This is a genomic window from Halorhabdus sp. BNX81, from assembly GCF_029229925.1.
Lineage (GTDB): Archaea > Halobacteriota > Halobacteria > Halobacteriales > Haloarculaceae > Halorhabdus.
Genome location: NZ_CP107254.1, coordinates 1359694 through 1376078, shown reverse-complemented (window position 1 = coordinate 1376078; position 16385 = coordinate 1359694). Strand labels below are relative to the sequence as shown.

Genomic DNA, 16385 nt, shown 5'->3' with positions numbered 1-16385 from the left:
CGTTCGACGCTCAGTACGGCGTCTCGCGGACGATCGTATCCTCACGCGAGGGACCGACGCCGATCGCGTAGATCGGGACGTCGAGTTCGTCGCTGATGTAATCGAGATAGGTGCGGGCGTTCGCCGGAAGCGCGTCGTAGCCGTCCGCTGCGATCGCTTCCCAGTCTTGTTGCTCCCAGCCTTCGAACGTCCGGTAGACCGGTTCGCATTCGGCCCACTGCTCGGTCGTCGCGGGCATCGTCTGTCGCTCCTCGCCGTCGAGTTCGTAGGTCTCGGCGACTTTGAGTTCGTCCAGAATCGCGAGCGTGTCGACGTGGTTGATCGCAAGTCCAGTGAACCCGCTGGCGCGAGTCGAATGCCGAAGCATCGGCAGGTCGAGCCACCCGACCCGGCGCGGCCGACCGGTGACGGTGCCGTACTCGTCGCCGGCCTCGCGGATTGAGGTTGCGAGTTTCTCTTCCTCGGGATCGGCCTCGCCGTCGTAGCCCGGCGTGTCCCCTTCGACGCCAGCGAGTTCCGTCGGGAGTGGCCCGCTGCCGACCCGCGTGAGGTAGGCCTTGACGATGCCGACGACCTCGCCGTCGCCGATGACGCCGGGGCTGAGCCCGGTGCCGACCGTCGCGCCGCCCGCTGTCGGGTTCGAGGAGGTGACGAACGGATAGTTTCCGTGATCGATGTCGATGATCGTCCCCTGGGCACCTTCGAGCATGAGGGACTTCCCGGATGCCCGTGCTTCACTCAGGTACGCACCGGCGTTGACGGCCATGTCCTCGCGTTCGATCCGGCGGCCGTACTCGTTGAACTCCTCGAAGAGCGCCTCGACGTCGAAGGCGTTCGGATACTCCTCGAGGTTGTCGACATCGAGACCGTAGACGTCCTCGGCGATCGCACGCTTTTGCGGGACCACGTATTCGAGTCGATCCCGCAGGACATCGGGGTCGAGCAGGTCGCCGATTCGGACGCCACGGCGGCCGGCTTTGTCCTCATAAGTCGGACCGATCCCACGACCGGTGGTGCCGACCTCCTGGTCGTCCTCGCTTTTGACGTCCTCCTCGATCCCGTCGAGGACGCGGTGGAACGGCATGATCACGTGTGCGCGCTCGGCGACCCGAACGTCGGGATCGAGTCCCCGATCCCGGAGCATTTGTAGTTCGTCGAACAGCGTCCGCGGGTTAATGACACACCCGTTTCCGAGTACACCGACTTTGTCACGGATCGCACCGCTTGGAACCAGTGACAGCTTGTATTCCTCCCCACTGTGACACACCGTGTGACCGGCGTTATCGCCGCCCTGATATCGGACGACGACGTCTGCCTCGTCGCTATAGAGGTCGACGACCCGGCCTTTTCCCTCGTCGCCGAGTTGTGACCCAACGATCGTAACGGTCATCACTCGGTCGTTTTTTCCACCCCGGTAAACAGATTACGGTCGGCGCGTCCTGATAGTCACTCTTCCACAAGGGTTATATCTCCAAGCAGCAAACCTACACCAGTTGTTTTTGACGTTCGGACAGCAACCTTTAAACCCTCCGAACACAAGTTAACAAGTGCCATGATAGATAGGCTCGAAAAGGAAGTCGATATGCTGGAGCGGCATCTCCAGGTTCTCCGGATGGTCATCGAGAACGAACCGATCGGCATCGTGAAGATGTCCAACGAGACAGGTTACCCCCATCACAAGGTACGGTACTCGCTGCGAGTTCTCGAAGAGGAGAACCTCATCGAGCCCTCGAGTCAGGGTGCTATCACCACCGACCACACCCACGAGTTCGTCGACGACCTCGACAACAAGGTCGACCAGACGATCGAAAAGCTCGAAGGGATGAAAATCGAGGATGCGGCCGAAGTCGAAGGCTAAGAGATCCATCTTGGGAAGCCGGCAGTTGGATACTGCCCCAGTCGTGACTTTCTGATATCTTGGATCGGCTGGCACCTACAATTCGGGAACCGCCATGTGGAACTGATCGTCACGTGCCTCGACCAGACAGAGATGATACCCCTGTTTTCGCGAGAGCTTGACGAAGCTTTCCCGTTTGTCGCGACTGAGTAAGCCACCGCCGGTCGCCTCGGCTGTCGTCTCAAGGGCGGCCGGTTCGAAGAAACTCGACGTGACGAACATCGCGCCTGCGAGTGAGTCACTGGTTTCGCCAACCCGGGTTGCAGCGGTGACCAGGGAGTTCAACTGGCTCTCGGTCGCCGCCTGGCGGGAGTCGTTCATGTTGGCGACGATGAGTGGGTTCCCCATCCGATCCCGGAAGACGACGTCAAACGACTCCTGGGAGCGTTTGGTCTGTCCGTCTTCGGTAAATTCGACGCCGACGGAGCCGTTGAGTTCGACGCGGTCGATATGTGGCAACCCGTCGTAAAGATCCGCCAGCGCCTCGCGATGGCCGGTATCACGGATCTCGAACAGCAGGTTCTGGACCACCCACGAGACGTACTGGTGTTCTATCGTGCTTTCGAGGAAGGCCTCGAAGGGGTCGCCCTCGACGTGTGTGCCCTCGACTTCGAACTGGGTGTGATATTCGACCGAGAGGTTTTGCCTGACGTCCGATTGGCTCGCGCCGGACTCCCGGGCCGCCGCAAGCGTGGGCTCGCTTTTCGACCCGTATCTGACGAACAGGTTCGTCCCGTCGATCGCCTCGCCCCGGCTCATCCGACGCTGGACACCCTCGGCGTCCACATCGAGGCCGTCGAGTTGGGCCTGAAGGCTATCGCGTTCCTCCTTGAGTGACGCCAGTTCCGAACGAACCTCTGAGAGTTCCTCACGCAATTCGTCGCGCTCGGCCTGTAACTCGTCACGTTCGGCTTTGAGTTCGTCTCGCTGTTCCGCTGTCGTCTCGACACGATCCTCTAGATCTTCGATTCGGGCCTCGCGCTGGTCGATGATTTCCTCTAGTTCACGCAATCGCTCGTCAGTCTGTTGGGTTTGTTGGTGGGCCCCCGCGGGCGATTGATGGGCTGTTTCGGTGTCCCCAGCGGCTGCCTTCGGGTCGTTCGGCTCGGCTTGTCCAGCCGACCCCGATTGGGCCGGCTGCTCTGTTTGGCCATCCGACGATCGGCCGTTCGAACCGTCCCGATCCTGCTGATGACCGTCGACACTCCGGCGGGAGGACGGTGACTGCCCGGCATCGACCGGCGGTATCGGCGGGCCACTCGCCCCTGAGCCGTTCTCGTCTTCACCCCAGGACCGCTCGGGATCGAGCGACGGGATCGTCCGTATTTCGAGGTCCGACGCGCTCCCGGCGGACGCAGTCGATTCGGCCCGGATCCGCCCGCTCGTACCCGCACCGGGATGGTCTGGCGATACCGCCTCTCTCCGCTCTTCGACGCGCTCGTCCCGGGAGGAACGTGACTCCGTCCCGGACGCCGTCGTCGAGCCTGCGTCACTGGTTGGCCCATGTCGTTGGTCGGTTGCCGTCGCCGGCGCGGTGTCGGCCTGATTCCGCTCGCCAGCGGTCTCCTCAGGAGTCGTCTCTGTCTGCGTCCGTTCGGTGGCCTGCTCTGCCCCAGTTGCCGCTTTCGGTTGTGGCTCAGACCTCGAAGTCGACGACTGGGGCTCATCTGTCCTTGGCTGTTCGGCGACGGCAGTGTCCTGTGTGTCCGGATCGGGTGTGTCCTCAGCCGGGGTGTCGGCGGATCGCCGTGATGCATCCGGGGCACCGTCAGTCGCCTCGACGTTCACATCGGCATCACCAGACCCATCGCCCTCAGCATCCGGAGTCTCCGCGTGATCAGGGTCGTCTTCGACGGCGGGTTCCTGGCTGCTCGGTTCTGGAGGTGTGCCCTCCTCACCGCTGTCAGCGGCGATATCGGATCCGTCCGACGAATCGTCCGTGATGTCCGCCGAATTCCTGCCACCGGCGGAAGTCGAATCAGCCTCGGTTGGCGTCTCAGTAGCTTCGTTGCCACCAGTCCCGGCAACGCCTGACGGCGTGGACGTGACCCCGGACTTCGGATCGGGAATGTCGATGACGTCGATGTCGACCGGCCGAACTTCGTAGATGCCGACCTCACCGTCGGCGCGCTCGAAGGCCTCCTGTTCAGTCAGGAGCTCCCCACGCTCGCCGACGAACGCGACGCTCATCGAGCGCCCGCCGTGGTAGACGAGGTAGTAGTCCCCGCTGAGAACGTTCTCCGAGAGGACAACGAACCCGGTGAACTTCCCGTCCGAGAGAGTCTGATCGACCTTCGAAAGCGGCGTGTCTTCAGTGTAGTACTTTGCCCGGACCTCGTCGCTGCGTTCCTGCATGACGATCAACAGGGGCAACGCGGGCGTCGGCGCGACGTAGGCCGTTCCTTCGGCTTCTTCGAAGTCCTCGATCGTGCCGTCGAGCACGCCGACGACAGCCCCGTTGAGCATACACAGCGTGGCGATGTCTGCGCGCACGACACCCGAGAATTCTCGATCCGCGAGGTCGTGAACGCCGCGATATCCCCCAGTAAACGAGCGCGTCTCCCACTGGTCGATGCGCTCGATCGCACGTGTAGTCATTATCCCTAACAAATCCCATGCGCGCCATATACTTTGCGCCAGCGCGCGAGCTTGATAATGACAGAGTTGCGATTACAATCCCCCTTCGATAGGTTCGCCGATCGTCGGTGTCATCGCCCATTGTCGGTCCGATACAGGAACCGCAACCATCGGCTAGTGGGCGTTCCGGCCGGCATTGTCGCCTCCGACGGACCTTTGACGCCACCAGCCCAACCAACGGTATGAGCGAACAACCGAACGTGCGGACCCAGAGCCGGCGTGCCAGCCCGTGGCCGGTGTTCGTCGCACTCGGGTTCGCACTCTCGGAAGTCGGCATCTTCATCGGTCTGTATCCGGTCGCCGTGGGCGGACTTTTGCTTCTCGGTGCGAGCGTCGCCGGCATCCTCCGGGAATCAGGGTATGTCCGTGATCTCTGGCGGCCGCTAACCGGACTCGGTGCGGCGTTTTCCGTTCTCGGTGTCGCCATCGTCGCGACCGTTGTTGACCCGGCGACAGTCGAAATCGTCGCCCTCGTCGAGGAGCCAAGCGGCGTCGTCGGACGTGGGCTGTCGGTCGTTGGAGCGGGTGGGATTCTCGTTGCCTTCGGGTTGACGGGCTCCCTCTTCGAATAACGGGCCGGTCGCCGATTTCCGGTTTCAACAGTCTATTTATCTCCGTCGGCGAACGCGCACGTATGCAACTCGGGGACCTCGATCGCGAGACAGTGCTCGATCTAACGGTCAATGCGATTCCGCTCGCAATCCTGACGTTCTTTTTTGTCGCGTTCGTCGTCGCCAGTCCGTTCGGGTGGAACAGCGTCGCCTCCGGGATTCAGCTTGCGATCGTCGGATCGATGATCGTGCTGCTGGCGGTGCTGTCCTATTATGCCGGCCGGGCCGTCTCGCGAGCGGAAGCCGATGGCGAAGCCGAAGAACCACCGGGCGTCGTGCCCGAAACCCGGGAATGATCGGGGCCGCCTGAGGAAATACCGGTTAATTTAGCAGGTATACCAAAACGTTTAATTTGAAGTTTGCGCAAATTCTCCGTTGCACGCTACTAAATGGTACTGACGTGTCCGTCAGTCGCCCGCGATGGTGTGTCGACGGTGGCACGCCCCGCCCATCGCTTACGTCCCCGCGCGAGTAGGGCCACCCCGTCTGGTGGTGGGACGCTGCCGTCCGCAGATAAGAGGGATCACACGCCGACAGTGTCACCACCGGCACGCCGAGGACGAAGACAGTCCAACAGGGGAGCGACTACCAACGGCCATTCACACAGCAGCAAACATATGATATCGTACTACCATGCATCCAGCTAATTCGGCGAGCCGACTCGCACAGAGAGACGTGGATCATGTGACGCAAACGCCAGTACGGATACGACTGCCAGACAATGACTGACGCCCAAACCGACGAAGACCACCCGTGGACACAGTCCGTCGACGACATACTCACGTATCACGACGTCTCGACGGACGACGGATTGAGCGGAGGGGAGGTCGAGCACCGACGTGACCAGTACGGCCGGAACGAACTCCGGAAAACCGACCGCAAGCCCTGGTGGAAGATCCTCGTCGAGCAGTTCACCGGCTTCATCATCATCCTGCTGGGGATCGCCGCGATCGGCGCACTCGCGATCGGCGAAACCATCGAGGGGATCTCCGTGGTCGCTGTCCTCGTCATCAACGGCCTCGTCGGGTTCGTGACCGAGATGCGGGCCCGGAACTCGATGGAGAGCCTCCAGGAGATGACCCAGATCGAGACCCGGGTCCGCCGCGACGGGGAGGATCAGGAGATCCCGGCCGAGGAACTCGTCCCGGGGGACGTCGTGATACTTGAGGCCGGCGACATCGTTCCGGCCGACCTCCGGGTGATCGAACCGTCCCGGCTCCAGGCCGACGAGTCGGCCCTCACCGGCGAGAGCGTCCCGGTCGGCAAGACCAGCGAGCCACTCGACGCCGATGTTCCACTGGCCGAGCGCTCGAACATGCTGTACAAGGGGACGTACGTGACGCGTGGTTCTGTCGAGGCCGTCGTGGTCTCGACCGGGATGGACACCGAACTCGGGAAGATCTCCCAGTCCCTCCAGGAGGCCGCCGAGGAGAAGACGCCGCTACAGGAGAAACTCGACAGTCTGGGACACAAACTCGTCCCGTTCCTGCTGGTTGTGGCTACGATCGTCTTGATCGCCGGGTGGATCCGCGGTCAGGACCTCCTTCTCATGGTCGAGGAGGCGATCGCGCTGGCGATCGCGACCGTCCCCGAGGGGCTGCCGATCGTCGCCACGCTCGTCCTCGCCCGCGGGATGTGGCGGATGGCCGAGCGCAACGCCCTCATCAGCGATCTCGCGTCCGTCGAGACGCTCGGGTCGACGAACATCATCGCCACGGACAAGACCGGGACGCTGACGGAAAACGAGATGACCGTCAGCCGGTTCGAACTGGCGTCTGGGTCGGTCGAAGTCACCGGGACCGGCCTCGACACCGAGGGGTCGTTCCGGCGCGGTGATCCGGACGTTGACGGCACAGACTCCCCAGAGAGCGACGCGACACTCCAACTCGACGAGCCACAGAACCATCCGTTGCGGGAAGCCCTCGAGGTGGGCGTCCTCTGTAACAACGCCTCCGTGACCGGGACCGACGAGGGGGTTGAGACGACCGGCGACCCGATGGAGGCCGCGCTGTTGATCGCGGGGCTGAAAGCCGGCATCGATCGGGAATCGCTGCTCGATTCGCTGCCGGAAGCCCGGGAAGTCTCCTTCGACCCCTCGGTGAAGATGATGGCGACCTACCACGCCAAGGGCGATCCGTCCGTCGCGACCTACCACGAGGAGGACGGCCACTACCGGGTCGCCGTGAAGGGTGCACCGGAGTCAGTCGTCGAGTCGGCCACCCGGAAGGTGACGGACGAGGGTGTCGCGGACCTCTCACCCGAGGAAACCGACGAGTGGATCGCAAAGGCCGACCGCATGGCTGCAGACGGTCTACGCGTCCTCGCACTCGCGCGGAAAACGGTCACGGATACCGAGGACGATCCCTACGGCGACCTCGAGTTGATCGGGCTGGTCGGGATGATCGATCCGCCACGCGAGGAGATCAAGTCGACAATCCAGGGCTGTAAGGACGCCGGAATGCGCGTCGTCATGGTAACCGGCGACCACGCCGGGACGGCGAAAAACATCGCCCGGAGCGTCGGGATCGTCGATTCCGACGATGCCGAAGTCGTCGAGGGCAGCGAACTCGACGACCCGGAGAGCCTCTCGGACGCGGAGAAAGAGCGCTTCGAGGACGCCTCGATCTTCGCCCGGGTCAATCCGGAGAACAAACTCGACCTGATCGACCTCCATCAGCGCGCCGGGTCGATCGTCGCCATGACCGGCGACGGCGTCAACGACTCCCCGGCCCTACAGAAGGCCGACATCGGCGTCGCGATGGGGAAACGCGGCACACAGGTCGCCCAGGAGGCGGCCGACATGATCCTTAGCGACGACAACTTCGAGAGCATCTATCACGCGGTCCGGGAAGGCCGGATCATCTTCGGCAACATCCGGAAGTTCGTCCTCTATCTCATGTCGTGTAACCTCAGCGAACTCACGACGATTCTGCTCGCGACGTTGTTGGCGTTCCCGCTGCCGCTGCTCCCGCTGCAGATTCTGTTCTTGAACGTCGTGACCGACATCTTCCCGGCGTTCGCGCTCGGAGCCTGCGAGGGCGGCGAGGATATCATGCAGCGACCGCCGCGGGACCCGGACGAACCGATCATGACGCGGACCAACTGGACCGAGCTCGGGCTCTATGGCCTGTTCATCTCGGTCTCCGTCGTCGGCGCGTTCGCGATCGCCGGCGGGATATACGCCGGCGGACTCGGCAGCGAGGCGGCCGTCACCGTCTCCTTCCTCACGCTCGCGTTCGCCCAGCTGTGGCACGTCTTCAACATGCGCGAGCTTACGTCGGGGATCCTCCGAAACGAGGTCACCGAGAACCGCTACGTCTGGGGCGCGCTCGCGCTCTCGACGCTGATCCTGATCGGGGCGACCTACCTGCCCGGCATCTCGCTGGCGCTGAGTACCGCACCGATCGGCCTCGAGGGCTGGGCAGTCGTCCTCGGGATGAGCCTGTTACCGTTGCTCGGCGGTCAGATCGAGCGGGAACTCCGCCGGCACTTCGGGACGCCCAAACTCGGGACGAAACTACACGCGCTGATCTTCGACTGAGGGCGGTACCGATTTCGACGTCACGTCCCTGATTCGACGGACGGAATCGGGAGCGAATGGTGCCTCTAACGCACCCTTTTAGTGGGAACCTCCCGGAGTGTACGCCATGGCAGGCGAACAGCTCGCATTGACGGTTTTGATGGGGGTGTTGTTGGTCGTGGTCGCGGCGTTTCTCACGCGCATTGAAGACTGGCGGAGCTACGCGTCACCGGCGGGCAGTGGCGGAACCGTCAGCGAGACTGGCTACGGTCACCGGGAGAAACCCGCCGGGGTGCTCCGGTGGCTCACGACGGTCGATCACAAGGATATCGGGCTCCTCTATGGCCTGTTTGCGCTGATCGCGCTGGCGGTCGGCGGGCTGGCCGTCGTCGTGATGCGATTGGAACTCGTCACGCCGACCTCGAACATCGTGAGTGCGAGCTTCTACAACGCGTTGCTCACCAGTCACGGCATCACCATGTTGTTTCTCTTCGGGACGCCGATCATCGCGGCCTTTGGCAACTACTTCATCCCACTCCTGATCGGGGCCGACGACATGGCCTTTCCCCGGATCAACGCGATCGCATTCTGGTTGCTACCGCCGGGCGCGTTGCTCATCTGGAGTGGCTTTCTGATTCCCGGGATCGCTCCCTCCCAGGCATCCTGGACGATGTACGCGCCGCTGTCGGTCGAGCAGGCTCACCTCGGGACGGACATGATGTTGCTCGGGCTCCATCTCACCGGGATTTCGGCGACGATGGGGGCGATCAACTTCATCGTCACAATCTTCACCGAACGCGGTGACGACGTTTCCTGGGCGAACCTCGATATCTTCTCCTGGACGATGCTCACCCAGTCGGGAATCATCCTCTTTGCGTTCCCGCTACTCGGGAGCGCGCTCATCATGCTGTTGCTCGATCGAAACCTCGGGACGATGTTCTTCGCGGTCGGCGCGGGCGATCCGATCCTCTGGCAACACCTCTTCTGGTTCTTCGGTCACCCGGAGGTGTACGTCCTCGTGCTCCCACCGATGGGACTGATAAGCTACATCCTCCCGCGATTTGCCGGGCGGAAACTGTTCGGGTTCAAGTTCGTCGTCTACTCGACGCTGGCGATCGGCGTCCTCTCCTTCGGCGTCTGGGCCCACCACATGTTCGCTACCGGGATCGACCCACGCCTCCGGGCGAGTTTCATGGCAGTCTCGTTAGCGATCGCGGTACCGAGCGCCGTCAAGACGTTCAACTGGATCACGACGATGTGGAACGGCCGCATCAGGCTGACGACCCCGATGCTGTTTTGTATCGGGTTCGTCGCGAACTTCATCATCGGCGGGGTGACCGGCGTGTTCCTCGCGTCGATCCCGATCGACCTGATCCTGACTGACACCTACTACGTCGTCGGCCACTTCCATTACATCATCATGGGCGCGATCGCGTTTGCGGTGTTCGCGGGCATCTATTACTGGTTCCCCATCTTTACGGGCCGGATGTACCAGCGGACACTGGGGAAGTGGCACTTCTGGCTGTCGATGATCGGCACGAACGTGACCTTTTTCGCCATGATCCTGCTGGGCTACTTCGGCTTGCCACGGCGGTACGCGACCTACGGCGCGATCACGGTCGGCCCGATCGAGGTGATTACGCTCCTCCATCAGGCAGCCACCGTCGGGGCTCTGATCCTGCTAGTGGGCCAACTCATCTTCGTCTGGAACGTCCTCCAGTCGTGGCTCGACGGCCCGAAACTCACGGACGGCGACCCGTGGGACCTCAAAGACGAGGGGCTGTTCACCCGTGAGTTCGCCTGGAACGAGGCTCGAATCGCCGAAGACGATACGCAAGCGGACGCGGATCTGTGGGCCGACGGCGGCGAGCGTGAGACAAACGAGTGACGGCTGCGGTCTGAAAGGCGGCGCACATGATCTGAAATCGCGGTTTCTCTTCCCCGTCCGAGTTTTCACCGGCCAATAGAAGCGACGCAGGATCCACTCGATGCAGGAGCGTCACAGGACTGGCTTATCCAAGCACGAGCATGAACGCGGCGACCCCCATCATCACCGCGATCGCGACGAGCGCCACGAGCATGAGTTCTTTTTCGGACATACTCCCTGATACCCGCCGGGAGTGAAAAGCCTAATCGCCTCCGGCACATATCGGGGGGTGTGTCGACTTCCAGTCCGATCCGTGGCCGTCGCGTGGTCGTCGGGGTGTACCTGATTATCACCGTGATTGCCGGGGTGATGGGGGCGATCCTGGGCGCGGCGCGGCCGGACGTCGTCGAGCCGGAGCTGTTCGGCGTCATCGCGCTCCCGCCGACAGCCCTGGGGATGGCTATCTATGGCATGGTCACCATCGGCCTCGGCCTTGGCGTGCTGTTGGTCGCCGTCTCGTATGTTGCCGACCGGTTCGACACCCGCGAGCCTGGCAAGTAGTGATCACCGCATAGCGGCCAAGAGAGTCCAGAGCGCTGTCGAAATCATCGTCCGACCACCGCGACCGGTCCCTTCAAGCGGCCTGCGATCCGAACCAGCCACCATGAGCGGGCACCACGGGCACGATAGAAGTGACGTCACCGCCGCAGTTCTGACAATCTCGTCGAGTCGTTCTCTCGACGCTGACGACAGCGGAGATGCGATCATCACGGCGCTCGAAGACGCGGGCCACACCGTCAGCACCCGTGATCTGGTTGCCGACGACGTCGACGCCATTCGCGAGCGCGTGGGAACCTTCGCCGACCGTGAAGACGTAGACGTGATCATCACCACCGGCGGCACCGGCGTCACTCCCGACGACGTGACCATCGAAGCACTTACACCGCTGTTCGACCGGGAACTTCCGGGATTCGGCGAACGCTTCAGGGCACGATCGGTCGAACAGGCAGGACCACACGCGATGTTGACTCGGGCCACCGCAGGAATTGTCGACGACGTTCCGGTCTTCTGTCTCCCCGGCAGCGAGTCCGCGGCGGACTTCGGGACAGCCGAACTCGTCACGCCAGTACTGGGCCACCTCGTCGGGCTCCTGGCCGAAGAGAGCTAAGTCGACGCCGGCTGTAGCGAGTGTCGTAGACGACACCTACAAGCGCCCCTATCCGCAAGTGTGTTCATGCAGCTCATCGGGGTCACCGGCCCGTCGAACGCAGGCAAGACGACGCTCGTCGAAGCGCTTGTCGAACGATTGAGCGAGCGCGGGACCGTCGGAACGGTCAAGCATGTCGATTGCGACCCGACCATTGATACCGAGGGGAAAGACACTGCCCGCCACCGGGCGGCCGGTGCCGAGCGAACCTACGGGATCGCCGACGGATCGTGGTTTGGGACCGGTGAGTCAACCACGCTCCATGACGCCCTCGAGGAGCTCTCGACGGACTGTGACTACGCCGTCGTCGAAGGATATGCCGAGATGGACCTTCCGCAGATCGTGCTGGGCGAGGATGACGCCGCGGCGGTCCTTGCCGCCGAAAGTGCCGCGGACATCGACCTCGATGATGCGGTCAACGCGATCGAGTCCGTCGAACCATACGAGACGCTTCCGTCGCTGGTTGCCGACGTCAAACGTTCCGCCGACGCCGACCGGGCCGGTGCGATCGCGACGTTTACCGGTCGGGTCCGCCGGAAGGATAGCCCGGACGACGACCCGACCGAATACCTCGAATTCGAGCGCTACGACGAGGTCGCAACGGAGCAGCTGGCGACGATCCGTGAGGAACTGTGCGACCGAGATGGCGTCTTTGACGTCCGCCTCCATCATCGCACGGGAGTCGTCGAAGCGGGCGAGGATGTCGTCTACGTGGTCGTGCTCGCCGGGCATCGCAAAGAGGCATTCAGAACAGTCGAGGACGGGATCGACCGGGTCAAGGACGAAGTCCCGCTGTTCAAGAAGGAAGTCACCGTCTCCGAGGAGTTCTGGGCCCACGAGCGATGACCGACGACCGTTCAATCCGTGGCGTCGTCCTCGCTGGCGGGGAGAGTTCGCGCTTTGCGGACGGGGACAAGGCGTTCGCGACCGTCGGCGGCGAACCCATCCTTGGACGGGTACTCCAGACCGTCTCAGCAGCGACGGACGCTTCAGCGCTGGTGGTCGTCCCTGATCGCGAACAGGGCGAATCGATCACCGATCGACTCGGTGGCGACGGATATCCGACGGAGAACCTCTCTTTTGCGGTCGACGACGAGCGGTTCGACGGGCCGCTCGGGGGCGTCATGGGGGCCGCAAGACAGGCGGACGCCGAGTGGCTGTTCGTGACTGGCTGTGACATGCCGCTGCTCGACGTCGCGGCAGTGCGATGGTTCCTGGAAGACGACTCGGCGGCGGACGCACTCGTTCCCCGGACCGCCGGCGGTCGCGAACCCTTGCACGGACGCTATCGCCGGACCGCGATTCTCGAAGCCGGCCAAGACCTCCCCGCGTCCGCAGGGCTCCACGCGCTGCTCGGTGACCTATCGACCGTCGAGGACGTCAGTATCGATACCGGCCCCTCGACGCTGGAACGCTCGCTCACGAACGTCAACACAGTGGGAGACCTCCAGGCGATCAACGACGGGGGCTCTACCGGGGAGCAGCATCCAAACTAGAGGCGGTCACACGGCCAAGGTGCCCCATCAGCCGAGCCTTCTTACCCGGCGGCACCTCACTATCACACATGACCGATACGTCCGGGAGGGATCCGGGTGAGCGGTGACCGACACGAGGCGGGGTTCAAACGGCAAGCGTCAGTCGACGCGGCCCGGGAACAGTTGCGATCACTCGTCGAGCCGGTCGACCGTACCGAGAGAATGCCGACCGAAACGGCTGCCGGCCGCGTGATCGCGGACGGGATCACGGCGGAGCAGCCAGTTCCACACTACGACCGGGCCGCGATGGACGGCTTCGCCGTGGTCGCCGAGGAGACGGTCGGGGCGAGCGAACGCGCTCCGGCGCGACTCGAAGCGGCCGAGAGCATGGGGCCCGGACAGGCCGTCCGGGTCCACACTGGCAGCGAGATGCCCGACACTGCCGACGCCGTCGTCCGCGTCGAGGACGTCACCGAACGGACTGACGGCCTCGCTATCGAGACGGCTGTCACACCAGGGGAAAACGTCGCCCCGACCGGCGAGGACGTCGCCGCCGGGGCGACGCTGTTCGAGCCCGGTGACCGCCTTCGACCGTCGGATCTAGGCGTCCTCAAAGCAACGGGGATCGGGACCGTACCGGTCTACGAGCGTCCAGAGATCGCCGTCATTCCAACCGGCGAAGAGGTGGTCGACGCCGATCCCGGCCCGGGCGAGATCGTCGAAACGAACGGGCTCGTCGTCACACGGTTAGTCGAACGGTGGGGCGGCGATCCGCGGTACCGAGATATCGTCACCGACGATCAGCAAGTCCTCGCCGACGCGATCGAGCGCGACCTCGACGCCGACGTGATCGTCACCACCGGCGGCTCCTCGGTCGGCGAACGTGATCTCCTGCCGGAGGTCGTCAACGATCTCGGTGAGGTGGTCGTCCACGGCGTCGCGCACAAACCCGGCCATCCGGTCGGCTTTGGCACCGTCTCCGGGACGCCGGTGCTCATGCTGCCCGGTTATCCGGTCTCCGCGCTCGTCAACGCCGTCCAGTTGCTGTATCCGGCCGTCGCGTGGGCCGGAAACCGGGAGCCCGAAGCGCCCCCGACCACAGCGGGCGAACTGACACGCAAGATCGCCAGCGAACCGGGCGTCCGCAGCTACGTTCGCGTTCGCCACGTCGCCGAGGGTGTCGAACCGATCCGATCCGGTGGGGCGGGCGTCCTGTCGAGCGTCTCGGCCGCGGATGGGTGGGTCGTCGTCCCGGAATCACAGGAGGGGATCGAGGCCGGAGCGACAGTCAGCGTCGAGGACTGGGAGTGGTCGCCGTGACTGATCGACGCGAGTTCCGTGATCTGGCCTCAGGGGAAGAACTGGCCGAAACAATCGACAGTCTCGAACTCGAAGCCGGGACGGAACGAGTCAGCCTTGAAAATGCCCGTGGGCGAGTGCTCGCCGAGCGGACCACGGCCGAAATTGACGTGCCAGGCTTCGACCGTGCAGCGATGGACGGGTACGCTGTCCGGGCCGGTGACACCGTCGACGCGGGCGAGGTGTCACCCGTCGAACTCACTGTGGCTGGGACGCTCCATGCGGGAGAGAACCCGACAGAATCGATCGAGGCGGGCGAGGCAATCGAGATCTCGACCGGTGCGGTCCTGCCGCCAGGGGCGAACGCGGTCGTCGTGATCGAGGTGACGAGCGAGCGCGACGGCTCGGTGGCAATCCGGGATGCGGTGACCCCCGGCGAGAACGTCATGCCGGCGGGGGCCGACGTGGCGGCCGGCCGGCGCGTCCTCGGCCCGGGAACGCGACTGACGCCCCGTGAGCTCGGGCTGCTGTCGGCGATCGGTTGTGACGCAGTTACGGTTCGAGAACCGCCGACGGTCGGCATCATCTCGACCGGTGACGAACTGGTCCGTCCCGACGATACTCTCGACAGTGCCGCCGGCCAGATTCACGACGTCAACAGCTACACGATCGCCGCAGCAGTCGAAGAAGCGGGCGGCATTGCTCGGGTGTACCCACACGTCGGCGACGACGAGGGGTCGATCGCGGATACACTCACCCAGGCGGCAAACGAGTGTGACCTCGTGCTCTCCTCGGGATCGACGAGCGCGAGTACGATGGACGTCATCTATCGGGTGATCGAGCAGCGTGGGGAGTTGCTGCTTCACGGCACAGCAGTCAAGCCGGGGAAGCCGACGATCGTCGGGGAGTTCGAGGACGCAGCGTACATCGGGCTTCCCGGATATCCGGTGTCCGCGCTCACGATATTCCGGGTGTTCGTCGCACCGGCGATCCGCGCGGCCGCCGGACTCCCTGAGCGCCGGACGGCAACGGTCGACGCCGACATGGCGACTCGCGCACGCTTCGAGGAAGGACGACGGCGCTTTCTCCCGGTCGCCCTCGTCGAAGATGGGGTCGGACGGACGCTCGCGTATCCCGTCGACAAGGGCAGCGGCGCGACCACGACACTGGTCGACGCCGACGGCGTCGTCGACGTCAGCGCCCAAACGGCGTACCTCGATCCCGAGGAGTCCGTCACTGTCGAGTTGTTCTCGGCTGCCGCCGCCATCCCGTCGTTGCTCGGGGCCGGCGAAGGCGACCCACACCTGTGGGATCTGCTGGACCAACTCGACCGACCTCGGTATCTCGCTGAGGGATCGCGGACCGGCGTCCGCCTGCTCGAAGACGGCGTCACGGATGTGGCCGTGATCGCCGGTCCCATCGAAGCCCCGGCAGACAGCGAGGTCCTTGATTCCTGGGAGCGCGAGTGGGGGCTGGCCGTTCCCACCGGCAATCCGGACGACGTGACCGGTCTCGATGACCTGATCGACGGCGATCTCCTCGTGGCGACGGTCGATTCCCAGTGGGGACTCGCTGGGAGTTTCGACGCGGCGATCGGCGAACTCGTGAATTCTCGTGATGAGGCGCAAGCCACGCTCCAGCGTTCGCTCCGGACGATCGAGACGCGATCGTTCGAAAGCCCCGCGCGGCGGGTGGTTGCCGGGGACGCCGACGCTGGGGTCACACTGGCGGAAACCGCTGCGGACCTGGACGTGACGTTCGTGTCACTCGGCACAGAGCGCGTCGAGATCGTTGCCGCGGCGGATCGGCTGGAGAAAGCCGGTGTCCGGATACTGCGCGACCGACTGGCGAGTGAGTGAATCGGCCGAACGG

The 16385-nt window shown here is 63.9% G+C and carries 13 protein-coding genes; 11 read left to right on the top strand and 2 right to left on the bottom strand.

Going from position 1 to position 16385, the window contains the following annotated elements:
• Positions 1 to 10 precede the first annotated feature (10 nt).
• Complete coding sequence (locus HBNXHr_RS06920) at positions 11 to 1390, bottom strand: adenylosuccinate synthase (RefSeq protein ID WP_275883659.1); 1380 nt, start codon at positions 1388 to 1390, stop codon at positions 11 to 13.
• 162 nt (positions 1391 to 1552) lie between these two features.
• On the opposite strand from HBNXHr_RS06920, the gene HBNXHr_RS06915 reads away from it, so the two are divergent.
• Positions 1553 to 1858: a hypothetical protein gene (locus HBNXHr_RS06915; RefSeq protein ID WP_275740729.1), complete on the top strand. Its 306-nt coding sequence runs from the start codon at positions 1553 to 1555 to the stop codon at positions 1856 to 1858.
• 75 nt (positions 1859 to 1933) lie between these two features.
• Here HBNXHr_RS06915 and HBNXHr_RS06910 read toward each other — a convergent pair whose 3' ends face one another.
• Positions 1934 to 4495, bottom strand: coding sequence for a hypothetical protein (locus tag HBNXHr_RS06910; protein ID WP_275883658.1), 2562 nt, complete (start codon positions 4493 to 4495; stop codon positions 1934 to 1936).
• 221 nt (positions 4496 to 4716) lie between these two features.
• Between HBNXHr_RS06910 and HBNXHr_RS06905 the strand changes: the two genes are divergently transcribed.
• The 10 genes from HBNXHr_RS06905 (at position 4717) to HBNXHr_RS06860 (ending at position 16372) form a co-directional block, all read left to right on the top strand.
• Positions 4717 to 5106: a cox cluster protein gene (locus HBNXHr_RS06905; protein ID WP_275883657.1), complete on the top strand. Its 390-nt coding sequence runs from the start codon at positions 4717 to 4719 to the stop codon at positions 5104 to 5106.
• 62 nt (positions 5107 to 5168) lie between these two features.
• A complete protein-coding gene (locus HBNXHr_RS06900; protein WP_275740723.1) occupies positions 5169 to 5441 on the top strand; it encodes a DUF6684 family protein in 273 nt (90 codons plus the stop codon).
• Positions 5442 to 5866: 425 nt separating this feature from the next.
• Entirely contained in the window at positions 5867 to 8686 is a 2820-nt protein-coding gene (locus HBNXHr_RS06895) for an HAD-IC family P-type ATPase (protein ID WP_275883656.1), read from the top strand.
• Between the two features lie 106 nt (positions 8687 to 8792).
• Positions 8793 to 10553, top strand: coding sequence for a cbb3-type cytochrome c oxidase subunit I (locus tag HBNXHr_RS06890; RefSeq protein WP_275740719.1), 1761 nt, complete (start codon positions 8793 to 8795; stop codon positions 10551 to 10553).
• A 270-nt stretch (positions 10554 to 10823) separates the two neighbouring features.
• Positions 10824 to 11093, top strand: a complete 270-nt coding sequence (locus HBNXHr_RS06885) for a hypothetical protein (RefSeq protein WP_275883655.1) — start codon at positions 10824 to 10826, stop codon at positions 11091 to 11093.
• Between the two features lie 103 nt (positions 11094 to 11196).
• Positions 11197 to 11700: a MogA/MoaB family molybdenum cofactor biosynthesis protein gene (locus HBNXHr_RS06880; protein ID WP_275883654.1), complete on the top strand. Its 504-nt coding sequence runs from the start codon at positions 11197 to 11199 to the stop codon at positions 11698 to 11700.
• A gap of 66 nt (positions 11701 to 11766) precedes the next feature.
• On the top strand, positions 11767 to 12585 hold the full coding sequence (locus HBNXHr_RS06875) for a molybdopterin synthase (protein ID WP_275883653.1): 819 nt from the start codon (positions 11767 to 11769) through the stop codon (positions 12583 to 12585).
• Positions 12582 to 13235 (top strand): molybdenum cofactor guanylyltransferase, encoded by a 654-nt coding sequence (locus HBNXHr_RS06870; protein WP_275883652.1) that lies wholly within the window; start codon positions 12582 to 12584, stop codon positions 13233 to 13235. The genes HBNXHr_RS06875 and HBNXHr_RS06870 overlap by 4 nt, the downstream gene beginning before the upstream one ends.
• Before the next feature lie 96 nt (positions 13236 to 13331).
• The gene (locus HBNXHr_RS06865; RefSeq protein WP_275883651.1) at positions 13332 to 14534 is read left to right on the top strand and encodes a molybdopterin molybdotransferase MoeA; all 1203 of its coding nucleotides are present in this window, start codon (positions 13332 to 13334) and stop codon (positions 14532 to 14534) included.
• Complete coding sequence (locus HBNXHr_RS06860; RefSeq protein ID WP_275883650.1) at positions 14531 to 16372, top strand: molybdopterin biosynthesis protein; 1842 nt, start codon at positions 14531 to 14533, stop codon at positions 16370 to 16372. The genes HBNXHr_RS06865 and HBNXHr_RS06860 overlap by 4 nt, the downstream gene beginning before the upstream one ends.
• Positions 16373 to 16385 lie beyond the last annotated feature (13 nt).

Bases quoted from the DNA above. Each gene is read 5' to 3' on its own strand.
- HBNXHr_RS06890 (WP_275740719.1), top strand. From the start codon at position 8,793: ATGGCAGGCGAACAGCTCGCATTGACGGTTTTGATGGGGGTGTTGTTG.
- HBNXHr_RS06895 (WP_275883656.1), top strand. From the start codon at position 5,867: ATGACTGACGCCCAAACCGACGAAGACCACCCGTGGACACAGTCCGTC.
- HBNXHr_RS06920 (WP_275883659.1), bottom strand. From the start codon at position 1,390: ATGACCGTTACGATCGTTGGGTCACAACTCGGCGACGAGGGAAAAGGC.
- HBNXHr_RS06900 (WP_275740723.1), top strand. From the start codon at position 5,169: ATGCAACTCGGGGACCTCGATCGCGAGACAGTGCTCGATCTAACGGTC.
- HBNXHr_RS06905 (WP_275883657.1), top strand. From the start codon at position 4,717: ATGAGCGAACAACCGAACGTGCGGACCCAGAGCCGGCGTGCCAGCCCG.
- HBNXHr_RS06910 (WP_275883658.1), bottom strand. From the start codon at position 4,495: ATGACTACACGTGCGATCGAGCGCATCGACCAGTGGGAGACGCGCTCG.
- HBNXHr_RS06915 (WP_275740729.1), top strand. From the start codon at position 1,553: ATGATAGATAGGCTCGAAAAGGAAGTCGATATGCTGGAGCGGCATCTC.
- HBNXHr_RS06880 (WP_275883654.1), top strand. From the start codon at position 11,197: ATGAGCGGGCACCACGGGCACGATAGAAGTGACGTCACCGCCGCAGTT.
- HBNXHr_RS06875 (WP_275883653.1), top strand. From the start codon at position 11,767: ATGCAGCTCATCGGGGTCACCGGCCCGTCGAACGCAGGCAAGACGACG.
- HBNXHr_RS06870 (WP_275883652.1), top strand. From the start codon at position 12,582: ATGACCGACGACCGTTCAATCCGTGGCGTCGTCCTCGCTGGCGGGGAG.